Origin of the sequence: Wolbachia endosymbiont (group A) of Sphaerophoria taeniata (assembly GCF_947250735.1) — a bacterium.
Classification (GTDB): Bacteria; Pseudomonadota; Alphaproteobacteria; order Rickettsiales; family Anaplasmataceae; genus Wolbachia.
Window position 1 is genome coordinate 975,803 of the sequence record NZ_OX366344.1, and the last position, 26,142, is coordinate 1,001,944.

The following is a 26,142-nucleotide window of genomic DNA, read 5'->3' on the forward strand; positions in this document are numbered from 1 at the left end:
GTTAAGCCTTCTTGCCAATTACCACAACATTCTCACTGGGAAAAAAATAATCAGGTACAACCATATTTTTTGGTGCAGGACCCCCAATTACTCGGCCTGATGTGTCATAATATGAACCGTGGCAAGGGCAGAACCAACCGTTACCATCTTTTGTAGCGTGATCAATCGGCACACACCCAAGATGTGTACATATTCCAAGCATAATTAACCATTCGTCTTTTCCTTCGTATACTCTCTGCTCATCTAATTGAGGATCCCTCAAGCTCTTCACATTCACAGCTCTTGCAGCCTCAATTTCTTGCTTTGTGCGTCTACGAATGAATACTGGTTTACCTTGCCACTTTACTTTTACTCCGTGTCCTTCCTGAATTCCAGACAAATTCACCTCCACTGTGGAAGTTGCTAAAACTTCAGCAGAAGGATTCATAGACTTAACCAGTGGCCAAAGTCCACTTGCAGCTCCTATACCTGCCATAGCGCATGTAGTTAATGTTATAAAATCTCTCCTACTCTTATTTTTAGTAAGATCTTTAACAGGAGGTGTTTTTTTATCCTCTTTGTTTGCCAGTGGTTTTTTATTTTTAGTTAAATTTTTGTCCATTGATCTCTACTTAGCCATAAGTATATATTTTAAATTAAATACTGCGTATTAATCAACAAAAACTTGCGCTTTTTGTTTAACCTGTACTACAGTTGAGAAGAGATAGAGTTTTCAACTTCAGAAATACTATCTTCAGTGGAATCAGGATCTTCAATTTTCGCTACTGACACCACCTTTTCTCTACCCTCTGTTTTAAACAGAGTGACTCCTTGAGTGCTACGTCCTGCAATTCTGATATCATTTACTGAAATACGAATTAACTTTCCTTTATCTGTAATAAGCATGATATTATCACCCTGCTCAACTGGAAAACTAGCAACAACATTACCGTTTCTGTTGGTAGTAAGAATATTGGTGATACCAACACCACCCCTGTTAGTTATTCTATACTCATACGCAGAAGTTCTTTTACCAAAGCCATTTTCGGTAATAGTTAATATAAACTCCTCATTCACTGCAAGTTTTAAGAACAATTCGTTATCTATTCCTAAATCATTCAAAGTCTTTTCCAATTTGGAATCAATGGAGTTATTAATTGCAGTCCCCAGTCTTTTTGCAAGTGGAACTTTTAAGTAAAGTTCTTTTGTTTCTGTTGCTACACCTATCCCATTTAATATGGTCATGGATATCACGCTGTCATTCTTTGCAAGTTTGATACCTCTTACGCCATCTGAATTGCGACTTTTAAATTGACGCACATCACTTACAACAAATCTGATACTTTTGCCGAATCTTGTTGAAAGAAAAACATGATCAATTTCATTGCATACTTTAACTGATATTAACTTATCTCCTTCATCGAGCTTGATTGCTATTTTTCCATTGCTTGGAATATAGTGAAAATCCGCTAAAGAGTTGCGCCTTATGTTCCCATGAGCAGTAGCAAAAACTATGTTTTGATTTTCGTCATTTTCACTTGGTAATGGCATTATATTAGTTATAGTTTCACCATCGCTAAGCGGGAATATATTAACAAGTGCTCTTCCACGTGCAGTTGGCTCTGCAAGAGGTAACTTATAAACTTTTAATCTATAAACTCGGCCAATATTAGAAAAGAATAAAAGGCTAGTGTGGGTATTCCCAACAAATAATTTTGTGGTTACATCCTCTTCTTTTAATCCTTGTCCTAGCTTTCCTTTTCCACCACGACGCTGAGTTCTATAATGAGAAAGCTTCACACGCTTGATATAACCATTCATAGTTACGGTTATCACCATATCCTCTTGTGGAATTAGATCTTCAGCTTCAATGTCCGTATCTGATTCCTCTATTGAAGTTTTTCGCGGCACAGCAAATCTGTTCTTTATTTCTTGTAGATTGTTTTTTATTTCTTTCATCAACTTCTCTCCTGAGCCAAGAAAAGCGATATATTCTTTTATCAGGTTGATCATTGAACTTAGCTCAGCTTCTAATTTGTCTTTTTCAAGGCCTGTTAAACGTTGCAATTTCATGTCAAGAATAGCTTTCGTTTGCAGCTCAGTTAATCTATACACTCCGTCTTTCAAAAAGCTTGTGCTGTCTGAGATTAATCCAATAATTGTGTTTATCTCAGCTGAAGTTTTCCATTCTTTATTTAAAAGTTCTCTACTTGCTTCCGCAGGATCTTTTGCACCACGGATGATTTTTATCACTTCATCTATGCTCAAGACCGCAATGTAGAGCCCTATATATATATGAGCTTTTTCCCTCGTTTTTCTTAGACGAAATTCTGTTCTCCTGATTAATACTTCTTTTCTAAAATCAACAAAAGCAGCTATGATTTCTTTTAATGACATCAAAGCAGGCCTGTTGTTGTTGAGGACTAAAGTGTTAACACTAAAACTACTTCTTAGTGGAGTTAGTCCCAATATTTGATTAAGTATAAAACTTGCTTCAGCATTTCTTCTGAGGTCAATTACTACTCTAATACCAGACTTATCGGACTCATCCCTAATTTCTGTTATGCCATCAATTCTTTTTTCTTTTACAAGCTCACCTATCTTCTCAATTAATTTTACTTTATTTACCTGGTAAGGTATTTCATCAATCACTATTGCTTGCCTATCTTGTGGCAGGTCTTCCATGTGAGTCTTGCCTTGCACAACAACTGATCCACGACCCGTTGCAAATGCTGATCTTATTCCAGACCTTCCAAGAATCGTTCCCCCAGTTGGGAAATCCGGCCCTGGCATCACTTCAAGTAACTCATCCAAAGTAACTTCAGGATTATCTATATATAACATACAAGCATCTATTATTTCTCCAAGGTTGTGAGAAGGAATATTGGTTGCCATACCAACTGCAACACCGCTTGCACCATTTACCAATAGATTCGGAAATTCTGCAGGCAGTACAACAGGCTCTGTTTCATTTCCATCATAGTTTGGCCTAAAATCAACTGTATCTTCGTCAATATCATTTAGTAAGAAGTGCGACACTTTGTGAAGCCTTGCTTCTGTATATCGCATCGAAGCGGGTGGATCTCCGTCTATCGAACCAAAGTTACCTTGTCCATCAACAAGTGGTAAAAGAAGAGAGAAATCTTGGGCCATTCTAACCAAGGAATCGTAAATAGCTGCATCACCATGTGGGTGATATTTCCCCATTACATCCCCTACTATACGAGCCGCCTTTTTATATGGCTTACCAGCATCGTATCCAGCCCTTGACATTGCATATAATATGCGCCTATGAACAGGTTTAAATCCATCTCGCACGTCAGGTATAGCCCGGCTTATGATAACGCTCATTGCGTAGGAAAGATAAGAATCTTCCAGCTCTTTTACTATTGAGATTGGTACTATATTATCCTGCATTTTCTATATTTTGATTGAAGTAATTAATAATATTAACATTCAGTTAAGCAAATGGGCAATGACAGACTTGAACTGCCGACCTCCTCGGTGTAAACGAGATGCTCTACCAGCTGAGCTAATTGCCCCTTTAGATGTAATTCTATAGCTCAATATTATTATTGTAAACAAAAATAGCGATAAATTAAATTTAGGTAAGCTATAAGCTTTTATGAAATCTTTGGGTGCGTGCTATGGAGTTTTATAAATTTTAGTCTTGCTGTCACTTTGTATAAAGGTATTTTTTCACTCACATCTTTCGAAGTTGTAGCCATGTTCAACAACTTTAAGTAGAATATTGTAGCATTTTTAAAATCTGAAAGTTTATCTAGAATAACAGCTAAATTATAGGTATAAAAAATATTGTTTTCATCAAGGGAAATAGCAGTTGTCATATACTCTTTACCTTTTACATAATCCTCCTTTTTCATATAAATCAGACCTAAATTTGCTAATAAAGGAGCATAATTTTTATGTATATCATACAATTTCAACATTTCACTCAACGCCAGATCAGGATCATATTGTGAGATTATCGTCAGAAAATTTTTTAATATGTAAGGGTTACTAGGGTATTCTTTTAACAGTCTTGTGTAAATCTCTACAGCTTTTTTGTATTCTTTATTAGCGTAATAAATATTTCCCAATCGAATTAAAGCATTTTTATGATAAGGAAACTTTGTGATGATCTGATTAAGGAGAGAAATAGCTGTTTCATTATCTCCTGACTCAAAGGAATCTTTTGCTTTTTTTAAAGTAGAGTATATGTCAAAACTCTTGCCAGAATTCTGCGCAATTTTGATATTAAATTTGTCACTTTTTCTCTCAATAACATCAAGATCTTTATACTTTTTATCAGCTTTTATATGCTTAACAACACTATCAAAGGCCTTCTGTATCTCCAAATTTTCACTAGCATAGGTAACAGAAGACCTCCATAAAATCACAACGCAAATTAACATGAAGACAAACATAGATCCTAGTGTTGTGGCATTGGCTGCAGCGTGTAACCAGTAAACCTTATTTCTTTGAGCTATGCGTAACACATTACAAATTCATAAATGCTAAATTACCTATCTCATACAATAATAAAGATATTATTAATTAGCGATGCTGCGTAGAATGCACTTATCTTTTGTCTTCCATATTTCGCTCTATTAGACTTCTTGCATAACCCAAACTTAAGTAGAAAAAAGGCAAATAGTTATTATAGCTCTAAGTTTACCGACGATAAGAACCGTCATTCAAGTAGCTCCTCCCTGCCATCCAAGTAGCCTTCTTCTTGTATCTTGTCAAAAGCATCTAATGTTTTAAGCTTAAGCATTAGGTGGAGAAGGGAGGAACTCTGTGCTTCTTCTTAGATATAAAATCTGTAGAGGAGATAAGAATTCCCTTCTCAAAAGTATAGGCTGGACGGTATCGTAGAAAGACCTGAATGGTTCTAATTCTGTATTCACAAGACTAGCCTTACTTTTCATTTTTAATGGTAACGTATGGGGTTATATATGATCAACAACTTTTTGGGCATAGATATATCAAAAGATCGCTTTGATGTTTTTCTCTCATTTATAAGCAAAAAAGGAAAGCGTGAAATTAGAAAAAGAAGCTTTAAGAACGATGATCATGGGTTTCAAAGTCTACTGAATTTTCTACACAAACATAATGTAGAAAAAGTAAAAACCTGCATGGAATCTACTGGTTGTTATAGCGAAGCACTGGCTGAATTTCTACACAATGCTGGACATTTTGTAAGTGTTGTAAATCCTTATTGCATAAAATCTTATGCAAGGAGTAAGCTGATACGACAAAAGAATGATCAGACCGATGCAGAAGTTATTGCTGATTATTGCCAAAGACAGGAACCTTCTAGTTGGACACCACCTTCTCCTGAAATGAAAAAATTAAAACATCTTTATCGTTGCTCAGTTGCGTTAAAAGATGAGTTAACATTAGTAAATAACCACTTAGAAAAAAAAGAGAGACTGCCTAAAGAAGTTGCAAATGCTTGGGAAGACCTTGCAATGAATATAGCTCAAAAAATAGAAACAATAAAAAACTCCGTACGTGAACTATTAAATCAACACAAAGAATTGTTGGAAAATTTTCAACTTCTATTGACTATTCCAGGCATAGGAGAAGAATCAGCAATAGCTATTTTAGCTGAAGTTTCTGATATAGAGGTTTTTAGAGATGCCAGGCAATTGGCAGCATATACAGGAGTTATACCACGAAATATGACGTCAGGTTCCTCTGTATATGCCAAACCCAGATTAAGTAAATCCGGTTCACAAACATTACGTAAGGCACTTTTCTTTCCTGCCATAGTAGCTAAGAATCACAATCCTATCATTATGAGCTTTTGCCAAAGATTAAAGGAAAAGGGTAAGCATAATATGGCCATCGTTGGTGCTGCAATGCGTAAGCTACTCCATATCATTTTCGGTATTCTGACATCCAAAAGTGCTTTTGATCCTAACCATATCAAAAACTACAGGGCTAGGAGGTTGACTGAAGGTTTAGTACTTTAAAATCAAAAATGCTTCCTATCTATCTTATGTAAAGTGGTATCTTACACAAATTTATTGAATGTTGTTGGTTAGTGGATATGTTGATAAGTAAACTTCATCTGTTTTGTGCGTATAAAACTAATTTACTTATCAACATATCCACTAACTATAATCTGTGTACTGTTACACAATTGGAAGTATTTTTTGATTTTATGATGCAACTTGGGAAATTTTTATAATTTTTTTGTTGACTAACAAGACGGTATCTCCTGTCATCCCAGTACCTTCTCCTGTCATCCCAGTGCCTTCTCCTGTCATCCCAGTACCTTCTCCTGTCATCCCAGTGCCTTCTCCTGTCATCCCAGTACCTTCTCCTGTCATCCCAGTACCTTCTCCTGTCATCCCAGTGCGTGACACTGGGATCTCATTTTACTTTATGATGATGTCATGAAAGTAGCTGAAATTGGGATCCAGAAGACTTAATTTCAACCAAATAATAAAGGCTAGATCCCAGTGTCAGCTACTTGGATGACAAAAAAAGGAGCACTGGGATGACAGCAGTCCTACGTCATACCGCAATTCATTCGCGGTATCTCTTAACATAGATCCCGCTAACAAGCAGCGGGATGACACCTCTCTTGGGCTCTTTTAGCTACAAACGTTAAGAAATTTACCAAACGAAAAAAAAGGCAAAAGAAGCCCTAGTCATTGTCTATTTTCAGTATTGGCGTTTTTTAAGTCTTAAACACCGCAATTTAGCTGCTTTTAAATGCAACTCACCTTAGTTTAAATGTTTAAGAAATTTACTAAGCAGAAAAAAAGGCAAAAGAAACCCCGTGTTAGCTAGTTGTCACTCTCTAATCCTGCAAATTGGCGTACTATACTGTCTTAAACGACTTATAAGCGCGTTTCAGCTTATATAGGTAAAAACCCAGAAATGTTGTGAAGACATAAGGTGCACATAGTGCAAAAAATTAAAAATAAGACGCCAACTACGTTGTTTTCTTGCTGTTTAATCTGCACAGATGAAGATAACTGAATACCTTCACTATCATGATAAGGGGGCTAGCGGAGTTTGTCAAGGAAGTTTTTTCGTTTCTAACGGTTGTTAACGTGCTGCCAAAAACTATGCAAGAAGTCTATTGAAATCGCGTATATCAATCGTTGTAAAATCACACAATTGCTCTGTAGAGCTATGCCCTGTAATAATTACTATACCATTTTGCTCAGAGCGTATTGAGATTAGGTTCAGCACTAATTCACACGTTGCACTATCAAGATTACAAAATGGTTCATCTATCAGCCAAACGTTTGCATTAGAAATCAAGAGGCGAGCAAGCGCAACTCTTCTTTTCCAGCCTGCAGAAAGTTCGCCATATCTAATATTAAGTACAGGCTGCAACTGCAAGCAACAAATAGCTGCCACAATCAATTCCCTAGTATTTCGTATTCCTGCCCAGAATTCTATGTTTTGAGCAACAGTTAAGCTATCTTTACAGGCATTCTTATGGCCTATATAGACCATAGAAGGTATATAGGATTTTGGATCATCATATATGTCTTTTCCGCAGTACCTTATATTGCCTGATACCGGCGGTAAAAGTCCAGATAAACTTCTAATTAAGCTGGTTTTACCACTACCATTTGGACCAGTGATTAGAATCTTTGACTTTGGTTCAGCTTTAAAACTGAGATTTTTAAATAGTACCTTATTATTACGCGCACAGGATAAATTTTCACATTCGAGCATGGATTATCTGCCCTTCCCCTTATGTTTACCTTGAGTTGAAGCCTGAGCTTTTACAAATAGCTCCCAAAATCCTTTCTGGCCGCCTTCTCTATGTATCAATTGTGCAAAACGCTGCATTAAACCATTACCCATCATAACCATCTTTGTCCATTTACCTAACGGTTTTGCTATGTCAACTATTTCTAGATCTTCTTTATAAACCTGTATATCTTTTTGCTTTTCGCGTAGCATTTCCTGTTGTTTCATCAACTCTTTTTGCTTATTTTTTTGATATAATTCGTTGAATTTTCTGTCTTCTTCCCACTCTTCTTTAAAAACTTTTCTAGGAAATATGATTTTTCTAATGCGATTTTTGTATATTTTTCTCAAAAAGAGAAATACTGCAGCTACAGCAAGTAATGTTACGCTATATAATATGATCTGTGTAAGTGGCATTTCCTGTATCTAATTCATTAAAAATACCCTTACTATTATACCATAATTATAGAAATTGTGCAATTTCTTTGCGGGTAAAGACAGTATAAAAGTAATACTGCTCTATTTCGTAAATTGGACAAATATCTGAGAATGGGCTTGTATGTAGTAAGGTTTATTTCTATACTTTTTAAAGAATTTAGAAGTAAAACAAATATGAACTGCTATAAAACTCACACGTGTGAAGAATTAAGGAAGAACGACGTAGAAAAGGAAGTTATCCTCTCTGGATGGTTATATCGTAAGCGCGATCACGGTAACTTAATTTTTGTTGATTTAAGAGACTTCTATGGAATCACTCAACTAGTATTGAATAATGACAAAGACTTTTTTGATGAGACATCAAATTTAAAATTGGAGAGTATAATTACTGTTACAGGAATAGTCAAAGCTAGAACTGAAGATACGGTAAACAGCTCTATCGCAACCGGAGAAATTGAGGTTGTAGTTAGCAATTTGCACGTTGAATCGGAAGTCGAGTTCCACTGTGATGAAGAAATAGCAAAAGAAGAAAGAAGTATATTAGCGAGCATTGCTGGCGAACAAGAATACCCAGAAAATATAAGATTTAAATATCGTTTTCTTGATTTAAGGCGAGAAAACACCCGCAACAATATTATTCTGCGCTCACAAATTATTGCAGAACTCCGCAAGCTCATGATAGAGCAAGGGTTTTTGGAAATTCAGACTCCAATACTTACTGCTTCGTCCCCTGAAGGTGCACGTGATTATTTGGTGCCAAGCAGACTAAATCTTGGTAAATTTTATGCATTGCCGCAAGCTCCACAGATTTTTAAGCAATTGCTCATGGTTTCAGGGTTTGATAAATATTTTCAAATTGCACCGTGTTTCCGTGACGAAGACGCAAGGGCTGACCGTTCTCCGGGGGAGTTTTATCAACTAGATCTTGAAATGTCTTTTGTGACTCAAGAAGACATCTTTCAGATTATTGAGTCTACCTTATATAAAGTGTTTGCCAAATTTTCTTGCAAATCAGTTGATAAAGATTTTCCGCGCATTACATACAAAGACGCAATGCTCAAATATGGATCTGATAAGCCAGATCTGCGCAATCCATTATTAGTCAGCGATGTTACAGAAATTTTCCGTGATTCAGAGTTCAATATTTTCAAAAGTAATATTGATCGTGGTATGGTAGTCAGAGCCATCCCTGCTCCTAAAACAGCAGAAGAACCACGCAGCTTCTTTGATAAAAAAATAGAACATGCGCAAAAAGAATTCGGCGCTAAGGGGCTTGGGTATATAACATTTGATAAGGACGGCATCGCAAAAGGGCCAATTGCTAAATTCCTTGATGAAAACAGGCTAAATTCTATAAAAGAAATAACGGATGTAAAGCCTGGAGATAGTGTATTTTTTGCTTCTGATAAGGAAAATGAAGCAGCAACAATTGCAGGGAAAGTGCGTTCTCTCTTAGGATCAGAACTAGGTCTTATAGATAACGATATATTTAAGTTCTGTTGGATTATTGATTTTCCATATTTTGTATATGACGATAAGAGCAAAAAAATAGATTTCTTTCACAACCCATTCTCTATGCCACATGGTGGCTTGAAAGATTTAGAGGACAAAAATCCACTGGATATCCTTGCTTACCAATATGATCTTGTTTGCAATGGAATAGAACTGTCAAGCGGGGCGATTCGTAGTAACAAGCTGGATATCATGTATAAGGCCTTTGCCATTGCAGGCTACAGCAAAGAAGAAGTTGATACAAAATTTGGCGCGCTCGTGCGTGCATTCAGGTTTGGTGTGCCCCCTCATGGTGGAATAGCACCAGGGGTTGATAGAATGGTTATGCTACTTGCTGATGAGCCAAACATTCGTGAAGTAATCTGTTTTCCTATGAATCAGCAAGGAGAGGATGTTCTAATGGGTGCTCCTTCTGAAGTGGACAATAAACATTTACGTGAATTATCCTTAAAGGTTATTGAATAAAAATTTTTATAGCGGAGTGTGGTAAACCGAAAATCATGAACGATATTCAAAAAGCAATACTATCAAGCATAATCTGCAATATGATTATATGGTATGAAGTAACTCTATTTGGAGTTTTAACACATATAATAAGCAATGTTTTTTTTCCTTCAGAAAGCGATTATTTAAGCACAATCAAATTTCTTGGTAGTTTTGCAATTGGATTTGGATTTAGACCACTTGGTGCATTTATTTTTGGTTACATTGGAGATAAATACGGCAGAAGGAAAATTTTGCTGACTTCCGTAATATTAGCTTCGATATCATCTACTGCAATTGCGGTCATACCAGGATTTAAAGAAATAGGAATATTTTCTCCTATATTACTTCTGCTTTGTAGAATAATACAAGGAATGGCAACAGGAGGGGAAACGAGTATCAACTCAGCCTTTTTAATAGAGCATTCAAACGATAAAAAAAATCTAGGCTTTTTAGGTAGCATGAAAGCTTTTAGTGGTGCTCTTGGTTCTATTACATGTTTTGTAATGATAGCTATTTGCAAAAAATTTACAGGTGAAAATTATGAAATTTGGGGCTGGAGGTTGCTCTTCTATTTCTGCTTTATTATGGGCATAATAGGCTTCTTAATAAGATACATAATGGAAGAGAGCCTAGCATATAAAATTCATGATCAAAATAGAAGCTTATCTGATTCTCCATTTTTAGAATTAATCAGGGACTATAAAAAGGCATTTGTGCTAGCAATTGGGCTTGGCGTTGCCCAAAATGCAATTGTTTATTCAGCAATCATGTTTTACAACATATCTGTAAAAGAACTTATTCTCTCAGGTATTGATATAAAAAATGTAGTAAGGATTATGGTTGAAATTACATTTGGAACGTCCGCAGTGCTATTTGCAATACTGTCTGATAAAGTTGGAAGAAAAAATGTAATGATTCCTACATTAGTAGCTCTAGCTTGCGCCGGTTTGCCGGTACTTTCGCTATTATCGTATGATAATCACTATATTGTAACGCTCACTTTTCTGTTGATAAGTGTGCCGATAGGTGCATCTTTTGGGATATATAATTCTCTTGCCTGTGAGTTATTTCCAACGAAAGCTAGGTGCACCGGCTTTAGCCTCGCACATAACATATCTGCAGGAATTTTTGGTGGCCTTTCTCCATACATATGCATGTGGCTTATAGAAAAAACCGAAACAAAACTTGCAGCAGGTATTTATCTTACTGCCTGCGCATTAATTAGCCTAATATCTGTGCTTCAAATCAAAGCCAAAGACAGAAAAGTTGATTGGTGAAATCGTTTCAGTCGAAAAATAGCACTTCAATAGACTTTTCAATGTGCTTAGGGATAGGAGCAGTAATAGTGATTTCTTTATTGCTTGGTAATTTTAAAGATAAAGAATGCGAATGAAGGTGAATTTTATTTGCTACCCCATTAATAAAAGCTTTTTTACCACCGTATTTACCGTCACCAAGAATAGGGCAATTTATATGAGCTAAATGTGCACGTAACTGATGGGTCCTGCCGGTAATTGGTTGTAATTTTAAATAAGCGACATTATGTTCTAACCTTGCTATAATTGAAAAATGCGTAGTGGCATTCTGAGGTGAATTTTCATCAACGACCACTTTTTCTTGACCTGAAACATATTTTTTCACCAATGGATAGTCTATTGTTCCACTATCGTTGCTCGGTATGCCAGAAGTCAATGCCAAGTAAGTTTTTTTTACCCTTCGTCCTTTAAATTCCTCCATAAGGTATCTGGCAACACTAGCATTGCGTGCGAATATTATCACTCCACTCGTATCTCTATCCAGCCTATGGACAATTTTAAATGTTTCTTCCTCTCTTATTTGGTCAAGCAAATCACTAATGCTAATCTTTACTTTTACGCCACCTTGAACGATGACCCCTGCGGGTTTGTTTATAGCTAGTATATATTCGTCTTCATATAATATGTTCTCTCTTAGTAGATTCACTAACTTTTCATTATATTTGCGATCAGAATTAGCGTTCTCAATATAATTCAAGTGCTTCAGCGTTATAGTTTGTCCAGAATTTACTCTATCACTAGACTTTGCTTTGCAATCATCAACTTTGATTAACCCTTTCCTTAAAGATTTTTCAATTACAGATTGCTTTAGATCAGGAAAGATTCTTCTGATGTACCTATCCAGCCTAACGTTATCGTCTTTTACTGATATGGTTTTTATATTCTCCATTACTTTATTTGGATGTATGCTAATATCAACTGTTTGCATGACATAAAATAAAGTATAGCACAAGATATAAACCCTTCGGCTACATGTGCTATTTATTTAGTAGATTAAATATGAAGTTTAAAACTCTGCTGTCAACTTCCTGCAAAACTAGTGAAAACCAAACTTGCTTAAAACCACTTAATTAGTTATAGTCGTAAGTTTGAGGTACAGTAAAATGACAGCTTTTGTCCCTTTGATTATTTTTTTAATCTTGTACCTTGGAAGTGGTGCTTATTTTTCTTTTATCGGAACTGATAATCCACTTCATCAGGTTTCACCAGTAATCTGCTTGTTACCAGCGCTATTTTTTGCTGTCTCACGTGGTACAAATAAAATTCAGCATAACATCGATACTGTTATCAAGGGCATGGGTGACAAAAATACCCTTACTATGTGTTTAATTTTTTTATTTTCTGGAGCATTTTCTGCGGTTACTCAATCAATTGGTAGCGCAGACACTGTTGCTAATTTAATTCTTAATTTCCTTCCAGCAAGATTAATGCTGCCTGGAGTATTTTTGGCTTCTGCTTTTATTTCAACTGCAATTGGTACATCTATGGGAGTTGTTGCGCTGATGGTACCTATAGCTGTTAATCTGGCAAAAAGTGGAGCTTTTGGCCTTGAAATAGGAACTGCAACTGTAGTAGGTGGTGCCGTGTTTGGTGACAACCTCTCAATGATATCTGATACCACCATTGCATCTGTTTCTTCACAGGGAGCTTCAGCAAAAGATAAACTTAAAATAAACTCTAAGGTTGCATTTACTGCAGGTATTATAACACTCACCTATCTGGCAGTGATTTCAAGTAGTACAAAAATTATTTCTATATCAAATTTAGATTATTATTCTATAATAAAAATTATTCCTTATATTTCTTTAATAATCATGGGGCTGCTTGAAGTCACCACTTTAGTAACAATAACTGTAAACATAATTATTGCTGGTGTGCTAGGAATAGCTTTTTTTGACTATGCCATCGTTCAATTTCCTCATGACGTGTACGACGGTTTCAAAAAAGTAAACGAAATAGTAATATTTGCTCTATTTATCGGTGGGTTGAGCCATATAATGTACAAACAAGGTCAAAAAGCGTTGCATAAACTCATCGATGAAAGCAATATCACAAAAACTAAAGCTGAATTTTTGATAGCAGGAATTGCGTCTATGTTTACTACCTTAGTTGCCAATAATACCATTGCTATTTTACTAAGTGGTGGCATTGCAAAAAGACTCGCACAGAAACACGATATTGTACCATACCGCAGTGCATACTTATTAAATGTTTTTGCTTGTGCTACAAAAGGCATCTTACCTTATGGTTCTCAACTATTGCTGGCAGGTAGCATCGCCTTTGTATCACCTGTTTCTTTATTAACACAGGTATATTACTGCTTTATTTTAGCAGCAGTTACAATAGGCGAAATAATCATCAACAGCAGAAAAGAGAAACATCGTGCGGCTGCAACTTAGAGTTTCTCTTTTTTTTACCCATAAGGAACGGAATTACTTGACAAACTCCGCCAGCCCCCTTATCATGAAACTGAAGGTATTCAGTTATCTTCATCTGTGCAGATTAAACAGCAAGAAAACAACGTGGTTGGCGTCTTATTTTTAATTTTTTGCACTATGTGCACCTTATGTCTTCACAATATTTCTAGGTTTTTACCTACACAAGCTGAAACGCGCTTATAAGTCGTTTAAGACAGTATAGTACGCCAATTTGCAGGATTAGAGAGTGACAACTAGCTAACACGGGGTTTCTTTTGCCTTTTTTTCTGCTTAGTAAATTTCTTAAACATTTGCAGCGTAGGTTAGTTGCAATTAAAAGCAGCTAAATTGCAGTGTTTAAGACTTAAAAAACGCCAAATACTGAAAATAGACAATGACTAGGGCTTCTTTTGCCTTTTTTTTCGCTTGGTAAATTTCTTAACGTTTGTAGCTAAAAGAGCCCAAGAGAGGTGTCATCCCGCTGCTTGTTAGCGGGATCTATGTTAAGAGATACCGCGAATGAATCGCGGTATGACGTAGGAATGAATCGCGGTATGACGTAGGACTGCTGTCATCCCAGTGCCCAGACACTGGGATCTAGCTAAGTTAGTGAGTGTAAAAGTAGCCAACCTTACGTTAAAACACAACGTTCTTGATGAGATTGCATAAAAACTGGATTCCTTACATCATAGAGGCACTGCCATTATAGAGTGAACCAGTGTCAGCTACTCGGATGACACTCTCTTGGATGGAAACCAGTGTCAGCTACTTTCATGACACCTTGACAATCGTCATCCCGCTACGTGTTAGCGCCGCGGCGGTATGACGGTTAAGTAGGGTGTCATTCCAGTGCTTGACACAGTTGTCTAAGTGAGGAAAGTCACCAGTGGTTATATTATTGCTATATTTCTCACTTACCCAACAAACTTAGATTTTACACTAAACTGTGCTGCCACTAACTTTGCAACCGGTACTCTATAGGGTGAGCATGAAACATAATCCACCCCTGATTCGATGAGAAACTCTATAGATTTTGGATCTGCTCCATGCTCTCCACATATACCTAGTTTTATTTCTTTTCGGGTTTTTTTGCCTCTTTCAATGGCTATCTTGATTAACTCCCCTACCCCTTCGATGTCCAGCACTTCAAATGGATCATTGTCAAATATATTGCTTTCCCTATAAGAATCGAGGAAATTAACTGAATCATCTCTTGAAAGTCCCATGGTTGTTTGCGTTAAATCATTAGTGCCAAAACTAAAAAACTCTGCATGTTTTGCTAACTTATCAGCAATCAGTGCTGCTCTTGGTAGTTCTATCATCGTTCCAATTGAATAAGCCTTGTCTGATGTCATTCCAGCGCGTGACGCTGGAATCTGCGTCTGGATTCCAGCTGAGATGACAGAGGATTCTTTCTTTGCTAGCTCGCATATCAGAATAAATTCTTTCTCATTCATTATAAAAGGGATCATGATCTCAGGCTTGATTTCTACACTTTTTTCCTTTTTTAGCTCATTTGCAGCACTAAGTATTGCCCTAATCTGCATGCTATATATTTCAGGATGAGAAATGGCAAGTCTACAACCTCGATGGCCAAGCATTGGGTTCTTTTCTGACAACTGTGCTATTTTATTTTTTACTGATTCAACTGACTTACTAAGTGATTTGGCGATTTTTTCTATAGTAGACTGATTATTGGGTAAAAATTCATGTAAGGGTGGATCAAGCAACCGTATAGTGACTTCCCTACCCTCCATAATAGAAAATATTTCTTTGAAATCAGACTTTTGCATTTCTTCCAGTTTAATGAGCGCATTTGCCCTTTCATTTTCATCGTCAGCTATTATCAACTTTTGAATGAATTCGATTCTATCACTAGCGAAAAACATATGTTCTGTGCGACATAAGCCTATACCTTCTGCACCGAATTCTTTTGCAATTTTTGCATCTTTTGGAGTATCAGCGTTCGCTCTCACTTTGACCGTTTTGATTTCATCTATCCAGTTGATTATCGTTTTGAATTCTTGCGATAATTCAGGTGAAATTGTAGGAAGAATGCCAAGCATAACCTCCCCTGTTCCTCCGTTGATGGTAATTGGTTCACCTTTATTTACTTTTGTATCCCCCACAGAAAAGAAAGTTCCATCTTTATCGATATAAAGTCCACTTACACTGCAAATGCATGGCTTACCCATTCCACGGGTTACAACAGCAGCATGCGAGGTCATCCCTCCTCGTGCTGTTACTATGCCACTTGCAGCATTCATTCCATTAATATCTTCAGGACTCGTTTCTGACCTTACTAAAATCACTTTTTTACCCTGCTCTGCAGCTTTTTCAGCATCACTTGCACTAAACACTACATATCCAGAAGCAACCCCTGGAGAAGCCGGCAGTCCCTTCCCTATTACTTTTTGGTCACTCTTAACGTCAAGAACTGGATGCAATAAATTGTCAAAAGTTTTTGGATCAATTCTCAATATTCCTTCTTCTTTTGTAATCGTTCCTTCGTTTACCATATCAACTATTATGCGAATAGCAGCTTCAGCCGTGCGCTTGCCAGACCTAGTCTGCAAAATCCATAACTTACCGTCCTGCACAGTAAATTCGATATCCTGCATGTCTTTATAATGCCTTTCAAGTTTTTCACATACCACACATAATTCTCGGTAGACACTTGGCAGCAACTTCTCCATGGTGTTTTCTTGCTCTCCGTCAATTGGCATAGGAGTATAAACACCAGAAACCACATCCTCACCCTGAGCATTAACCAAAAACTCACCAAAAAGCTTTTTTTCTCCAGTTGAAGGATTTCGTGTAAATATCACACCAGTTGCAGAATTATCATTTAAATTACCGAAAACCATTGCTTGCACGTTGACCGCTGTTCCAAGGTTTTCAGGAATGTTATGTATTCTTCTATAGGAAACAGCCCTATCATTTTTCCAAGAGGTAAATACTGCATTAACTGAGTTTAACAATTGCTCTTCAACGTTCTGCGGAAAATGTTTTCCTGTTTTTTCATGTACTATCCTTTTGAAATTGTTAACAATTCTCTTTAAAACATCAACATCAAGATCAGCTAAGCTTTTTGCTCCACTCTTTTGCTGCTTATTATCAACAACATCTTGAAATAGGTGATGGTCAAGCTGTAGTACAACATTGGAATACATCATGATGAAACGGCAGTAGCTATCATAGGCAAAACGTTCTCCACTTTTTTTTGCAAGCCCAATAACTGTTTCATCATTTAAACCAACATTTAAAATAGTATCAAGCATGCCCGGCATTGAACTAACACTACCAGAGCGTATTGAAACTAATAAGGGGTTATTTAAATCCCCGAATTTACAACCGATGTCATTTTCGAGCATCGCCATGTAGTTTTTAATCTCGTTACGTAGGTCGTTAGACAATTCATTATCCTGACAGTAGGCCTGACAAACAGAGGTGGAAATTGTGAAACCAGGTGGAACAGGAATGCCAACATTGCACATTTCTGCTAAATTTGCTCCCTTTCCTCCCAGCAGATTTTTCATTTCTGCATTGCCTTCGCATTTACCCTGGCTAAAGTAATGTATTAACTTTTCCCCCATCATTTTCTCGGGATTTTCACTGATAAACACATTGTACATATAGTTCCAATAAACCTGTGAGGACTTGAAACCTTAGGATAATAAATTTTACAAAATTTGGCAACAACGTTCCTTCTGGCAACATCAGTAAAGTTAACAAAAAAGATGACAAATTATTATCAATCAGAATATATAATATAAAGATATATTTAAAAATTTTTTATGGCTCTTTCTAAGTTTTTCAACCCTAAGAATAATGGTGTGCTGCAGTAACAAACAAAGTAATGTTTGTTTTATTGAAAATGAAGGAAGGCCCTTCGAAATCGGGTTTCAGGAGCAACCACCCTAAGTGGCTCTATTTAAGAGATAGGGTTAATTTCTCTATGAGCAGCTACAATTTAAAGACCTTGCTTCATCAATGTAATGGAACAAAACCTTTTTAGTAAGTTCAAAACCTTCTAAGGTATCTCCTTCGCATCTTGCTGTAATGCAGTTTTGTGTATTTGATGCTCTAAGGAGCCACCAACCTTTATTATCGTTATCATTTACCTTAACACCGTCAAGATCTGAAAATACAATATTTTGCTGCTCTAGTGTTTTCTTTATTGATTCAATTATTTGAAATTTTTTCTCATCTTTAACTACAATCTTTACTTCATGAGTGATATATAACTTCGGTAAATCCTCAATCACCTGAGATAGGCTTTGGTTTTTCTTAAGCAAAATGTCAACTGCTTTAACAGCAGAATATAGCCCATCATCAAAACCTAGCTCAGAAAAGAAGAAGTGCCCGCTTAACTCACCAGCAAACTTTGCCTCTTCCTCTACCATCTTCTTCTTAACTAGTGAATGTCCAGTAGCGCAGGTAATAACTTGCCCTCCTAACTTACTAACAAAATCATGCACCTTCATACTCATTTTTACGTTGGCAATAACTTTGCTTTCTGGATATTCCTCCAGCACTTCACGTGCAAAAATTATAAATAAATGGTCATTGGAAACAACGTTGCCTTTATTATCAATTAAGCGCACCCTATCGCTATCACCATCTAGCGCAATGCCAAGATCACATCCATATTCCTTCACAATGTCAATTAATTGAGCGAGATTTTTTTCCTCTATGGGATCTGGATCATGCAGTGGAAATGCCCCATCTATAGAGTTATTGGTTACGATATGCGTATGACCAGGCAAGATCTTTTCAATACACCTTATAATTCCACTTGCTGGACTATTTCCACAATCCCAGGCTATTTTTAATTTCTGTGTAGTATTATTCTTCACTGCACTTTTTAATATGCGAATGTACTCACTATATATATTTATGTTAATTAAGCTTCCAATTCTTGTACTGTTTTTAATTGGACTGCTTATAATTTCCTTTATCTCTTGATCTGAGAAGACTTTTTTATTACTAAAAAATTTAAAGCCATTATATTCGCTGGGGTTATGAGAGGCAGTTATTATGATACCAAGATCCGCCTGCGTGATTTGCGTTGCAGCGTAGAGCATAGGTGACGAGCATAGTCCAACACGTATAACATTTGCTCCAGATAAAGTTAAGCCCCTAATTAATTCTCTTTCTATACTTGGTGAATCTATCCTGCTGTCGTAGCTGACACAAACACTAGCTACGGTTTGGCCAAACTTTCTACCTATCTCGTACCCATCATTAATCTGCAAATCTTTGCCTACTATACCTCTAATATCGTATTTTCTTATAATGCTATTGTCCATACTGCACTGCTTAAGGAGTAACTACTATATAGCATAGTGGACAAGTGCTCAAGTTTATTTACTCAACGATTAGTTGATTTTTTAAAAAAATCTGTTAATATTATAGTATACTTTTTAAAGATGCAAAATTATGCCACAGGAAAACGAAAATGTATTTATAGCTGAGAATCAAAGTCTAAATGTAGATGAACAGAAGAAAAATGATATTCTAAGTGTCATTGAATCTTGCAACGATCTTCAGGATTTTATTAAAAGACTGGAGGAAGAAAATTTAATCTGGTACTTTATTGGTCCTTTACGCAAAGATGAGGACATTACAGGACAGATAAATTTAAAGTGGGAAAAGGAGTTCCAAAAATTTGAGCAATCAATAGACGCAATGCATAAAGAACTTAAGTCGTCTCTGCCTGGTCAAAATTTCTTAGCGTATTCAACAAAAGATAACGACTTCAAAATTAGATTTGAAAATGAAGAAAAACCAATAGAAATTAGCAATATTTTAAGAGCCAGCAGAGAAGGTAAGGTTTATAACATATCTTTAGAGAAAGATAGTCAAATAACTGCGACCAAAAAAGGCAGCGAAAGGCACTATGATTTTACTGGTTCAATCTCATGTGAAATGACCATTAACTGGCAGGCTAAAGATTCTGAAGGCAACAGCATAGACTGTAGCATGATCGTAAAATTGGATTCTAGTGGTATACAAAGTGTCATTGGTGAGCCAAAGTTTGGTGATTTAAAGTTCACACCAGAGGAAACAAAAGATAAAATATTAAAATTAGTTGAGCAGAATAAAGAAGTTTTTATCAATGGAAAAACTCTGCATCAAGCTTTTACTGACATGTCCAGGAGTGTAGACGATCAGCAAGTACCAGCAGAGGAAATATTTACAAAAGATCCACATATATCACCACAGTCACCTACACCAAGCAGCAGTGGGTATTCCTCTCCTAGCACACCTTCTTCACGTAGAAGTTCTTTCTCTAGTGTTAGTGAATTTAGTGATGAAGATGAAATACTTGAGGATGATATGTCTAGTGATGAAGAAGAGCATGAACAAGAAGGAGCAAAAGGTGAAGTAGACGAAATTGAGGAATTAGAGAAAGAAAAAGAAACATTTGCTAAATATTTTGCAGCGCAGGCAAAGCAGCTTGAGGATCTAAGATTAGAACGTGACTCCTTGAGAGATAAAGTTAATGAACAACAGCGAGCGATATTTGAAAGAGATCAAAGAATAAAGGAGCAAGGTACTTTAATTGAGTCACTTATGAGTAAAGAGCAATTAAAGAATCAAGAGTTAGTTAAGGAATTAAATCAACTGTACAAAGAAAAAGAAGATTTAGAAATGGCAATTCAGCAATCTGGTATAGGTAAAAAGTCTCTTGCAGATGAGATAGAAGAAGTGGAGAAAAATGAGAAAATAGAGAGTTTGAGAAAAGAAATTAAGCAGAAGGATGAAAAGATACAGCAGATAGTAAGAGAGAGCCAGAAATTAGAAGGAAAGCTTCAAGATTTAAGGGCAAAGTATTCGGAAGTAAAAAACGAAGATAGTGAGTATATTGAAAATTTAACCCGTAAACTAAAACAAGCTGAGATTGAATTTATCGATAATAAAGATAAGCTGACTGAGCAAATAGAAAAATTGGCAGAAGAAAAGGAAAATTTATTTAGACAATTAAGAGCAAAAAGTACAGATTCAACATCGTTCAGAAAGCAACAATCAGAAATAGATAAGCTTAAACAACAGCTTAAGGAAAAGGAAGGGATGTTAACGTGTACACAGGAAGAGCTGGCATCTGTCAAAGAGAGTCTAGAGCAACTGCAGAACATATTACAGCAGGAAAAAGGTCAGGCAACTCAAACTGAAGTTGAATATGAAAGTAGAGGAACAAGCATGCAGCAGCAAGACCAAGGTACACAAGCTGTAAACAACAACTCAAGCAGAATAGCTAGTGAGTTAAGACAAGAAAACAAAAAATTGACTAGAGACAAACTAACTATATCTGAACAATTAAAACAAAAAATAAGAGAGATTGACGAGTTAAAGAAAAATTTAAAGCAATTACAAGAAGAAAATAAACAACTAAAACAAGAAGTTACTAAAAATGCAGGAGTTGATACACCATCTTCAACAGGTCAAAAAGAAGCTAAAGAAGCAGAAGTTATACCGCAAAACATTATGGATTGGCCTGTTCCAATTCCAGACGATAAACCGGAAGAGCAGAAAACTCCATTAGAGCCAATCAAGGTAAATACAGAATTATCAGATCCAAAATCAATCCCCGCTGAGGATCCAGAAAAATCTCCTCCTCTTTCAAAAGGATGAGTTTTGCTTCTATTGTTAACTATAGCTAAGACGTCGTACCGCCATGGCGCTAACACGTAGCAGGATGACGAGGTTATCGTCATTCCGCCGCGAACCGTCACACTGCCGCGGTATCTCACATAGATCCCGCTAACAAGCAGCGGGATGACAGCAATCCTACGTCATACCGCGATTCATTCGTGGTATCTCATCCGCTAACACGTAGCGGGATGACGATTGTCAAGGTGTCATCCGAGTAGCTTGACTACTTGGATCCAGAAAACTTAACTTTAAATAAGTGGCTGCATAATAAAGACTAGATTCCAGCGTCACGCGCTGGAATGACACCATTTTCGGTCTCTTAAATTGCTTTAGCTACAAACATTAAGAAATTTACCAAGCAGAAAAAAAAGGCAAAAGAAGCCCCGTGGTGCGAGTTTTGACTCTATATTACTGTAAGTGGCGCTGTAATAATGTGCTAACGCTTAAAATAAGCGCGATTTGGCTGAATGTAGAAAAAATAAAAAAGACATGCAGCCGCTATAATTTTATGTAATCCGCCAATAAATACCCTGAGTTTTTTACTGAATTTTGTCATTGAGCCTGCAGGTCAAAAATAAGTTTTGAGTCATAAATACCCTTACTACTACAATAAGGGGGCTGGCGGAGTTTGTCAAGCAAGTTTTTTCGTTTCTATGGGTTAGTTGGTACGCGCTTTGCCTTTGAGCAGATGTAAAAGCACAATTATTACGAATAACATTCCACCAACAACTGATATAGCGCCACCTATAATGAAGCACGTGCGTGCCAACATTGATGAAATGCTTGGCAAATCTGCAACTTTTCTTAAGGCACCATATCCACCAAGCCATACAAGTCCAGTAATATGGAGAAAATGCCCCACACTGTACGCATAAATCTGTAATCTTACCATGGAACTTTTTACCTCTTTAAAGTTTAATTTAGGTAACAGCCAATAAATGAAATTCATAAAAGCTATAGTGATCCCAACTACAGAACCATGATAATGAGCGGGAATGGTGACATTTCCTTCAATAGTCAGCACTCCAAGCACATCTCCATAAATGAACAATAAAAATGAATGTAATAAATAGTTGCTTTTATCATTAGTAAAAGTCCTGATGTTGCAGCACACTAATATTATCAAAAAGCACGGCAAAACTGCTCCAGCAATCCTCATATGCCAAGTAAAAAACTGTATTAACTTGGCGCTATCAATTGGATAAACAAAATATATAAACGATGCACCCATAGCCAAAATTGTGTTTATAAATAGTGGTAAAATAGTAATTTTATTGCTTGAAGCTAAACTAGCATCGCTTAACATTATTAAATAGACTAAAAACATTCCTTGAGTAAAAGCAAACTGCAATAAATGTCCGCCTCCCCAAAAGAGATATTCGTAAAACAAATTCTTATCTGAGTGATATAGACCTGGAGGCATATTTTGATATGCTAAAACAAAGCAAAGAAATGACGAAACAAGTGTAATAACCAGCCCAACTTGCCCCACAGAGAGAAATGAAACCTCTTTTTTTGATGTGTATGCTAGCATTGCATTTACTAATATACTGGTGGTAAACAAACCAAGACCAAATAAGAATAATTTGTTTTGTAACACGGGAATATAGTTACTTTTGATAACTTCAGTGTTTGGAACGAATGCGGATATAAACATGAGCAGCATCGAAAGGGTTGATAGAACCCATGAAAAGTTAAACCAATTATTGGTATTTTGTAGGTTTATAATAAAAAGCAGAGATATTATAGAGCACATCCACACCAAAATTGACAAATTCACGTGTATCACCAGCGCATTATCAAAGATATATTGTGCAGAAGGAACGAGAGAGGAGATAAAAGGCAATCGTAAAAAAATAACAATTATTGACAGTAACCCAGAGCAAGCAAGAGCACATACTGCTAAGAATATCCACTGTTTGCAAAGTGTAGCGTTATTTTGTATGTTGAGCACGGTCATTTTCTCTTTTTATTTTTGATTGATAAAGTATTATAATATAAAGCGCTATAAATTTTTCAAATTAATTGGCATTGATGAATAATATCACAGCAAAGCAGGTCATATCCTTATGGAATGCACAAGTTGGTGGATTTTTGCCGGATAAAAGAGAAATGGAGATTGTATAATATCTTCTTAATCTAATGCTTCAATGTTTCCGACATAGGAAAAGTATCATCTTTATTTTCTATAGAGGAAGACACACTATTTTGATTATCATCACCATCAATTGGAGTAGTAGGGTGCATTAAAGCAACTTTCATAACTTCATCAATATTCTTAGCAAAAACTACGTTGATCCCCTCTTTGATGCTTGCAGGAATCTCTTGCATATCTTTCTCATTTTCACTTGGTATAATCACAGTTTTGATTGATCCTCTGAGCGCTGCAAGTAACTTTTCTCTTAAGCCCCCAATAGCTAAAACTCTACCACGCAATGTCACTTCGCCTGTCATAGCAACATTTTTGTTAACTGGTATATTTGTCATAAGAGAAACAATAGACGTACATACCGCGCCGCCAGCAGAAGGGCCATCTTTTGGTACAGCACCCTCAGGTACATGCAAATGTATATCATTATTTTGGAATTTTTCGGGCTTTATACCAAAAAACAAACAATTTGATCGAATATAACTATACGCAGCTTTTATAGATTCTTGCATAACCTCTCCAAGCTTTCCTGTGTATTTTATTTCTCCCTTGCCCGGAATTAGGACTGATTCTATCATCAAAATATCACCACCTGTTTCAGTATAGGCAAGCCCAGTTACTACTCCCACTAAACTCTCATTTTCTGCAATACCAAAGGTATATTTACGTACCCCTAAATAATCTTGTAAATTGTCAACCCCTACGGATATTTTCTTATTTTTATCAGTCAATATTTCTTTAACTGCCTTTCTCATGAGCTTTGCAAGCTCCCTTTCCATACTCCGCACACCACTTTCACGTGTATATAAACGTATCAACTTGTATAACGCCTCATTAGTTATGTCCCATTCCTTCTGATACAAACCATGCTCCTTCTTTAACTTCGGAATAAGGTGGTGTGTAGCAATACTGATTTTTTCATCTTCAGTATACCCGGACAATTGTATAATTTCCATCCTATCACGCAAAGGATGTGGCAAATTTAAGCTGTTTGCCGTAGCTACAAACATTACACTTGAAAGATCAAACTCAACTTCCAAGTAATGATCCGTAAAGTGTTTATTGTGCTCAGTATCTAAAACCTCAAGTAATGCAGATGCAGGATCGCCACGCGAATCAGAACCCATCTTATCTATTTCATCAAGCAGAAAAAGCGGGTTGCATGAATTAGCTTTTTTCATATGTTGAATAATTTTACCAGGCATTGAGCCAATATAAGTTTTCCTATGCCCTCGTATCTCGGACTCATCACGCACACCACCAAGAGCTATGCGAACAAAATCTCTTCCTACTGCTCCTGCCATAGACTTAGCTAAAGAAGTTTTACCAACACCTGGCGGTCCAACCAAGCAAAGTATAGGACCTTTTATCTCTTTTACTCTTTTTAATACTGCTAAAAATTCTATTATCCTATCTTTTACTTTCTCTATGCCATAATGATTTTCATCTAAGATTTTCTTAGCTGCATTTAAGTTAATTTTTGCATCTTTGTACTTTCCCCACGGCAAATCAAGTAACCAATGCAAGTAACTAGATATAACTGTAGCTTCAGGAGAAATGGGATTCATTTTCTTGTATCTCTTCAAATCAGTTATAGCTTTCTCTCTTGCTTCCTGGGAAAGCTTTGTTTCATTTATCTTTTTTTCAAATTCATTGAGTATATTCCCTTCATCACCATTCTCAAATTCGTCTAATTCTTTCTGTATAGCTTTCAATTGCTCGTTAAGGTAGTAAACTTTCTGAGTGCTTTCAACTTGCGATTTAATTGTCTTATATAAACGGTTTTGTGCGTTCAAAATACTTATTTCTCCCTCAATAAAAGCAAAAGCTTTTTTTAAACGCTCTTTTGGGTCATAAGCCTCAAGTATGCTTTGTTTATCCGATACTTTTATATTTAAATGTGAAGCTACCGTGTCTACAAGTTGATCAACTTCTTTGATTTGATCAATGGGGTTAATGGCAACTTCAGGCTGATTTTTCTTGTTTAGCTTACACCAGCTATCGAACGCGTCTATAACAGATCGCCTTAAAGCTTCTAAATCAATATTGTCTTCATCTTCTTTATAATGATTGTCTAACTCTACCCTGGCTTGTAATAAAGTATGAGAGCTAATATATTCTACAACTCTTCCCCTTCTTATCCCCCGGATTATAACTTTTACTGCATTGTCAGGCAATTTTATTAATGGTTGTATAATGTTTGCTAACACACCTACTTCATAAAGATCTTCTGGCTCCGGATTATCAACAGAGCCATCTTTCTGTGCTACAAGAAAAATCTCATTTTGGTGACTACTACTACTTGTTGCATATTCTAGTGCATTAACAGATTTTTCTCTGCCTATGAATAAAGGCACCATTATATTTGGAAAAATTACTACATCTCTTAAAGGTAACACTGGCAATGCAGTAAAACTAGAGCTCACAGCACGTTCAATGTTCATAATATATGCCTCAA

17 protein-coding genes and 1 tRNA gene are annotated in these 26,142 nt (G+C 36.3%); 5 read left to right on the forward strand and 13 right to left on the reverse strand.

Annotation, left to right across the window (positions count from 1 at the left end; genetic code table 11):
- Position 1: 1 nt before the first annotated feature.
- From petA to OOK84_RS04930, 4 genes are all read right to left on the reverse strand, one after another.
- Positions 2-601 carry a ubiquinol-cytochrome c reductase iron-sulfur subunit gene (gene petA, locus OOK84_RS04915; protein WP_264731315.1) on the reverse strand — a complete coding sequence of 200 codons (600 nt, stop codon included), beginning with the start codon at positions 599-601 and terminating at the stop codon, positions 2-4.
- Positions 602-687: 86 nt separating this feature from the next.
- The gene (gyrA, locus tag OOK84_RS04920) at positions 688-3,396 is read right to left on the reverse strand and encodes a DNA gyrase subunit A (protein ID WP_264731317.1); all 2,709 of its coding nucleotides are present in this window, start codon (positions 3,394-3,396) and stop codon (positions 688-690) included.
- A gap of 52 nt (positions 3,397-3,448) precedes the next feature.
- Positions 3,449-3,521: transfer RNA gene (locus tag OOK84_RS04925), tRNA-Val, on the reverse strand.
- A gap of 81 nt (positions 3,522-3,602) precedes the next feature.
- A complete protein-coding gene (locus tag OOK84_RS04930; RefSeq protein ID WP_264731319.1) occupies positions 3,603-4,478 on the reverse strand; it encodes a tetratricopeptide repeat protein in 876 nt (291 codons plus the stop codon).
- A 459-nt stretch (positions 4,479-4,937) separates the two neighbouring features.
- Between OOK84_RS04930 and OOK84_RS04935 the strand changes: the two genes are divergently transcribed.
- Positions 4,938-5,960 (forward strand): IS110 family RNA-guided transposase, encoded by a 1,023-nt coding sequence (locus tag OOK84_RS04935; protein WP_264731025.1) that lies wholly within the window; start codon positions 4,938-4,940, stop codon positions 5,958-5,960.
- Between the two features lie 189 nt (positions 5,961-6,149).
- Here the strand turns inward: OOK84_RS04935 and OOK84_RS04940 are convergent, their stop codons facing one another.
- The 3 genes from OOK84_RS04940 to OOK84_RS04950 form a co-directional block, all read right to left on the reverse strand.
- The gene (locus tag OOK84_RS04940) at positions 6,150-6,356 is read right to left on the reverse strand and encodes a hypothetical protein (protein WP_264731321.1); all 207 of its coding nucleotides are present in this window, start codon (positions 6,354-6,356) and stop codon (positions 6,150-6,152) included.
- Positions 6,357-7,065: 709 nt separating this feature from the next.
- On the reverse strand, positions 7,066-7,689 hold the full coding sequence (gene ccmA / locus OOK84_RS04945; protein ID WP_264731323.1) for a heme ABC exporter ATP-binding protein CcmA: 624 nt from the start codon (positions 7,687-7,689) through the stop codon (positions 7,066-7,068).
- Between the two features lie 3 nt (positions 7,690-7,692).
- Positions 7,693-8,124, reverse strand: coding sequence for a hypothetical protein (locus OOK84_RS04950; RefSeq protein WP_264731325.1), 432 nt, complete (start codon positions 8,122-8,124; stop codon positions 7,693-7,695).
- A gap of 195 nt (positions 8,125-8,319) precedes the next feature.
- Between OOK84_RS04950 and aspS the strand changes: the two genes are divergently transcribed.
- Together aspS and OOK84_RS04960 are read left to right on the forward strand one after the other, a co-directional pair.
- On the forward strand, positions 8,320-10,122 hold the full coding sequence (aspS, locus tag OOK84_RS04955) for an aspartate--tRNA ligase (protein ID WP_264732575.1): 1,803 nt from the start codon (positions 8,320-8,322) through the stop codon (positions 10,120-10,122).
- 35 nt (positions 10,123-10,157) lie between these two features.
- A complete protein-coding gene (locus OOK84_RS04960) occupies positions 10,158-11,420 on the forward strand; it encodes an MFS transporter (protein ID WP_264731327.1) in 1,263 nt (420 codons plus the stop codon).
- Positions 11,421-11,427: 7 nt separating this feature from the next.
- Here OOK84_RS04960 and OOK84_RS04965 read toward each other — a convergent pair whose 3' ends face one another.
- Complete coding sequence (locus OOK84_RS04965; RefSeq protein WP_264731329.1) at positions 11,428-12,387, reverse strand: RluA family pseudouridine synthase; 960 nt, start codon at positions 12,385-12,387, stop codon at positions 11,428-11,430.
- A 175-nt stretch (positions 12,388-12,562) separates the two neighbouring features.
- On the opposite strand from OOK84_RS04965, the gene OOK84_RS04970 reads away from it, so the two are divergent.
- Positions 12,563-13,858 (forward strand): Na+/H+ antiporter NhaC family protein, encoded by a 1,296-nt coding sequence (locus tag OOK84_RS04970; protein WP_264731330.1) that lies wholly within the window; start codon positions 12,563-12,565, stop codon positions 13,856-13,858.
- Positions 13,859-14,379: 521 nt separating this feature from the next.
- On the opposite strand, the gene OOK84_RS04975 is transcribed toward OOK84_RS04970, so the two are convergent.
- The 3 genes from OOK84_RS04975 to OOK84_RS04985 form a co-directional block, all read right to left on the reverse strand.
- On the reverse strand, positions 14,380-14,523 hold the full coding sequence (locus OOK84_RS04975; RefSeq protein WP_264731332.1) for a hypothetical protein: 144 nt from the start codon (positions 14,521-14,523) through the stop codon (positions 14,380-14,382).
- Positions 14,524-14,790: 267 nt separating this feature from the next.
- Positions 14,791-17,472, reverse strand: coding sequence for a pyruvate, phosphate dikinase (gene ppdK / locus OOK84_RS04980; RefSeq protein ID WP_264732576.1), 2,682 nt, complete (start codon positions 17,470-17,472; stop codon positions 14,791-14,793).
- Positions 17,473-17,832: 360 nt separating this feature from the next.
- Positions 17,833-19,188 carry a phosphomannomutase/phosphoglucomutase gene (locus tag OOK84_RS04985; protein ID WP_264731334.1) on the reverse strand — a complete coding sequence of 452 codons (1,356 nt, stop codon included), beginning with the start codon at positions 19,186-19,188 and terminating at the stop codon, positions 17,833-17,835.
- Positions 19,189-19,318: 130 nt separating this feature from the next.
- Here OOK84_RS04985 and OOK84_RS04990 point away from each other — a divergent pair, with 130 nt between their 5' ends.
- Positions 19,319-21,514, forward strand: coding sequence for a coiled-coil domain-containing protein (locus tag OOK84_RS04990; RefSeq protein ID WP_264731336.1), 2,196 nt, complete (start codon positions 19,319-19,321; stop codon positions 21,512-21,514).
- A 679-nt stretch (positions 21,515-22,193) separates the two neighbouring features.
- Here OOK84_RS04990 and OOK84_RS04995 read toward each other — a convergent pair.
- The gene (locus OOK84_RS04995; RefSeq protein ID WP_319803082.1) at positions 22,194-23,489 is read right to left on the reverse strand and encodes a cbb3-type cytochrome c oxidase subunit I; all 1,296 of its coding nucleotides are present in this window, start codon (positions 23,487-23,489) and stop codon (positions 22,194-22,196) included.
- A 185-nt stretch (positions 23,490-23,674) separates the two neighbouring features.
- Complete coding sequence (lon, locus tag OOK84_RS05000) at positions 23,675-26,128, reverse strand: endopeptidase La (RefSeq protein ID WP_264731340.1); 2,454 nt, start codon at positions 26,126-26,128, stop codon at positions 23,675-23,677.
- Positions 26,129-26,142: the final 14 nt, after the last annotated feature.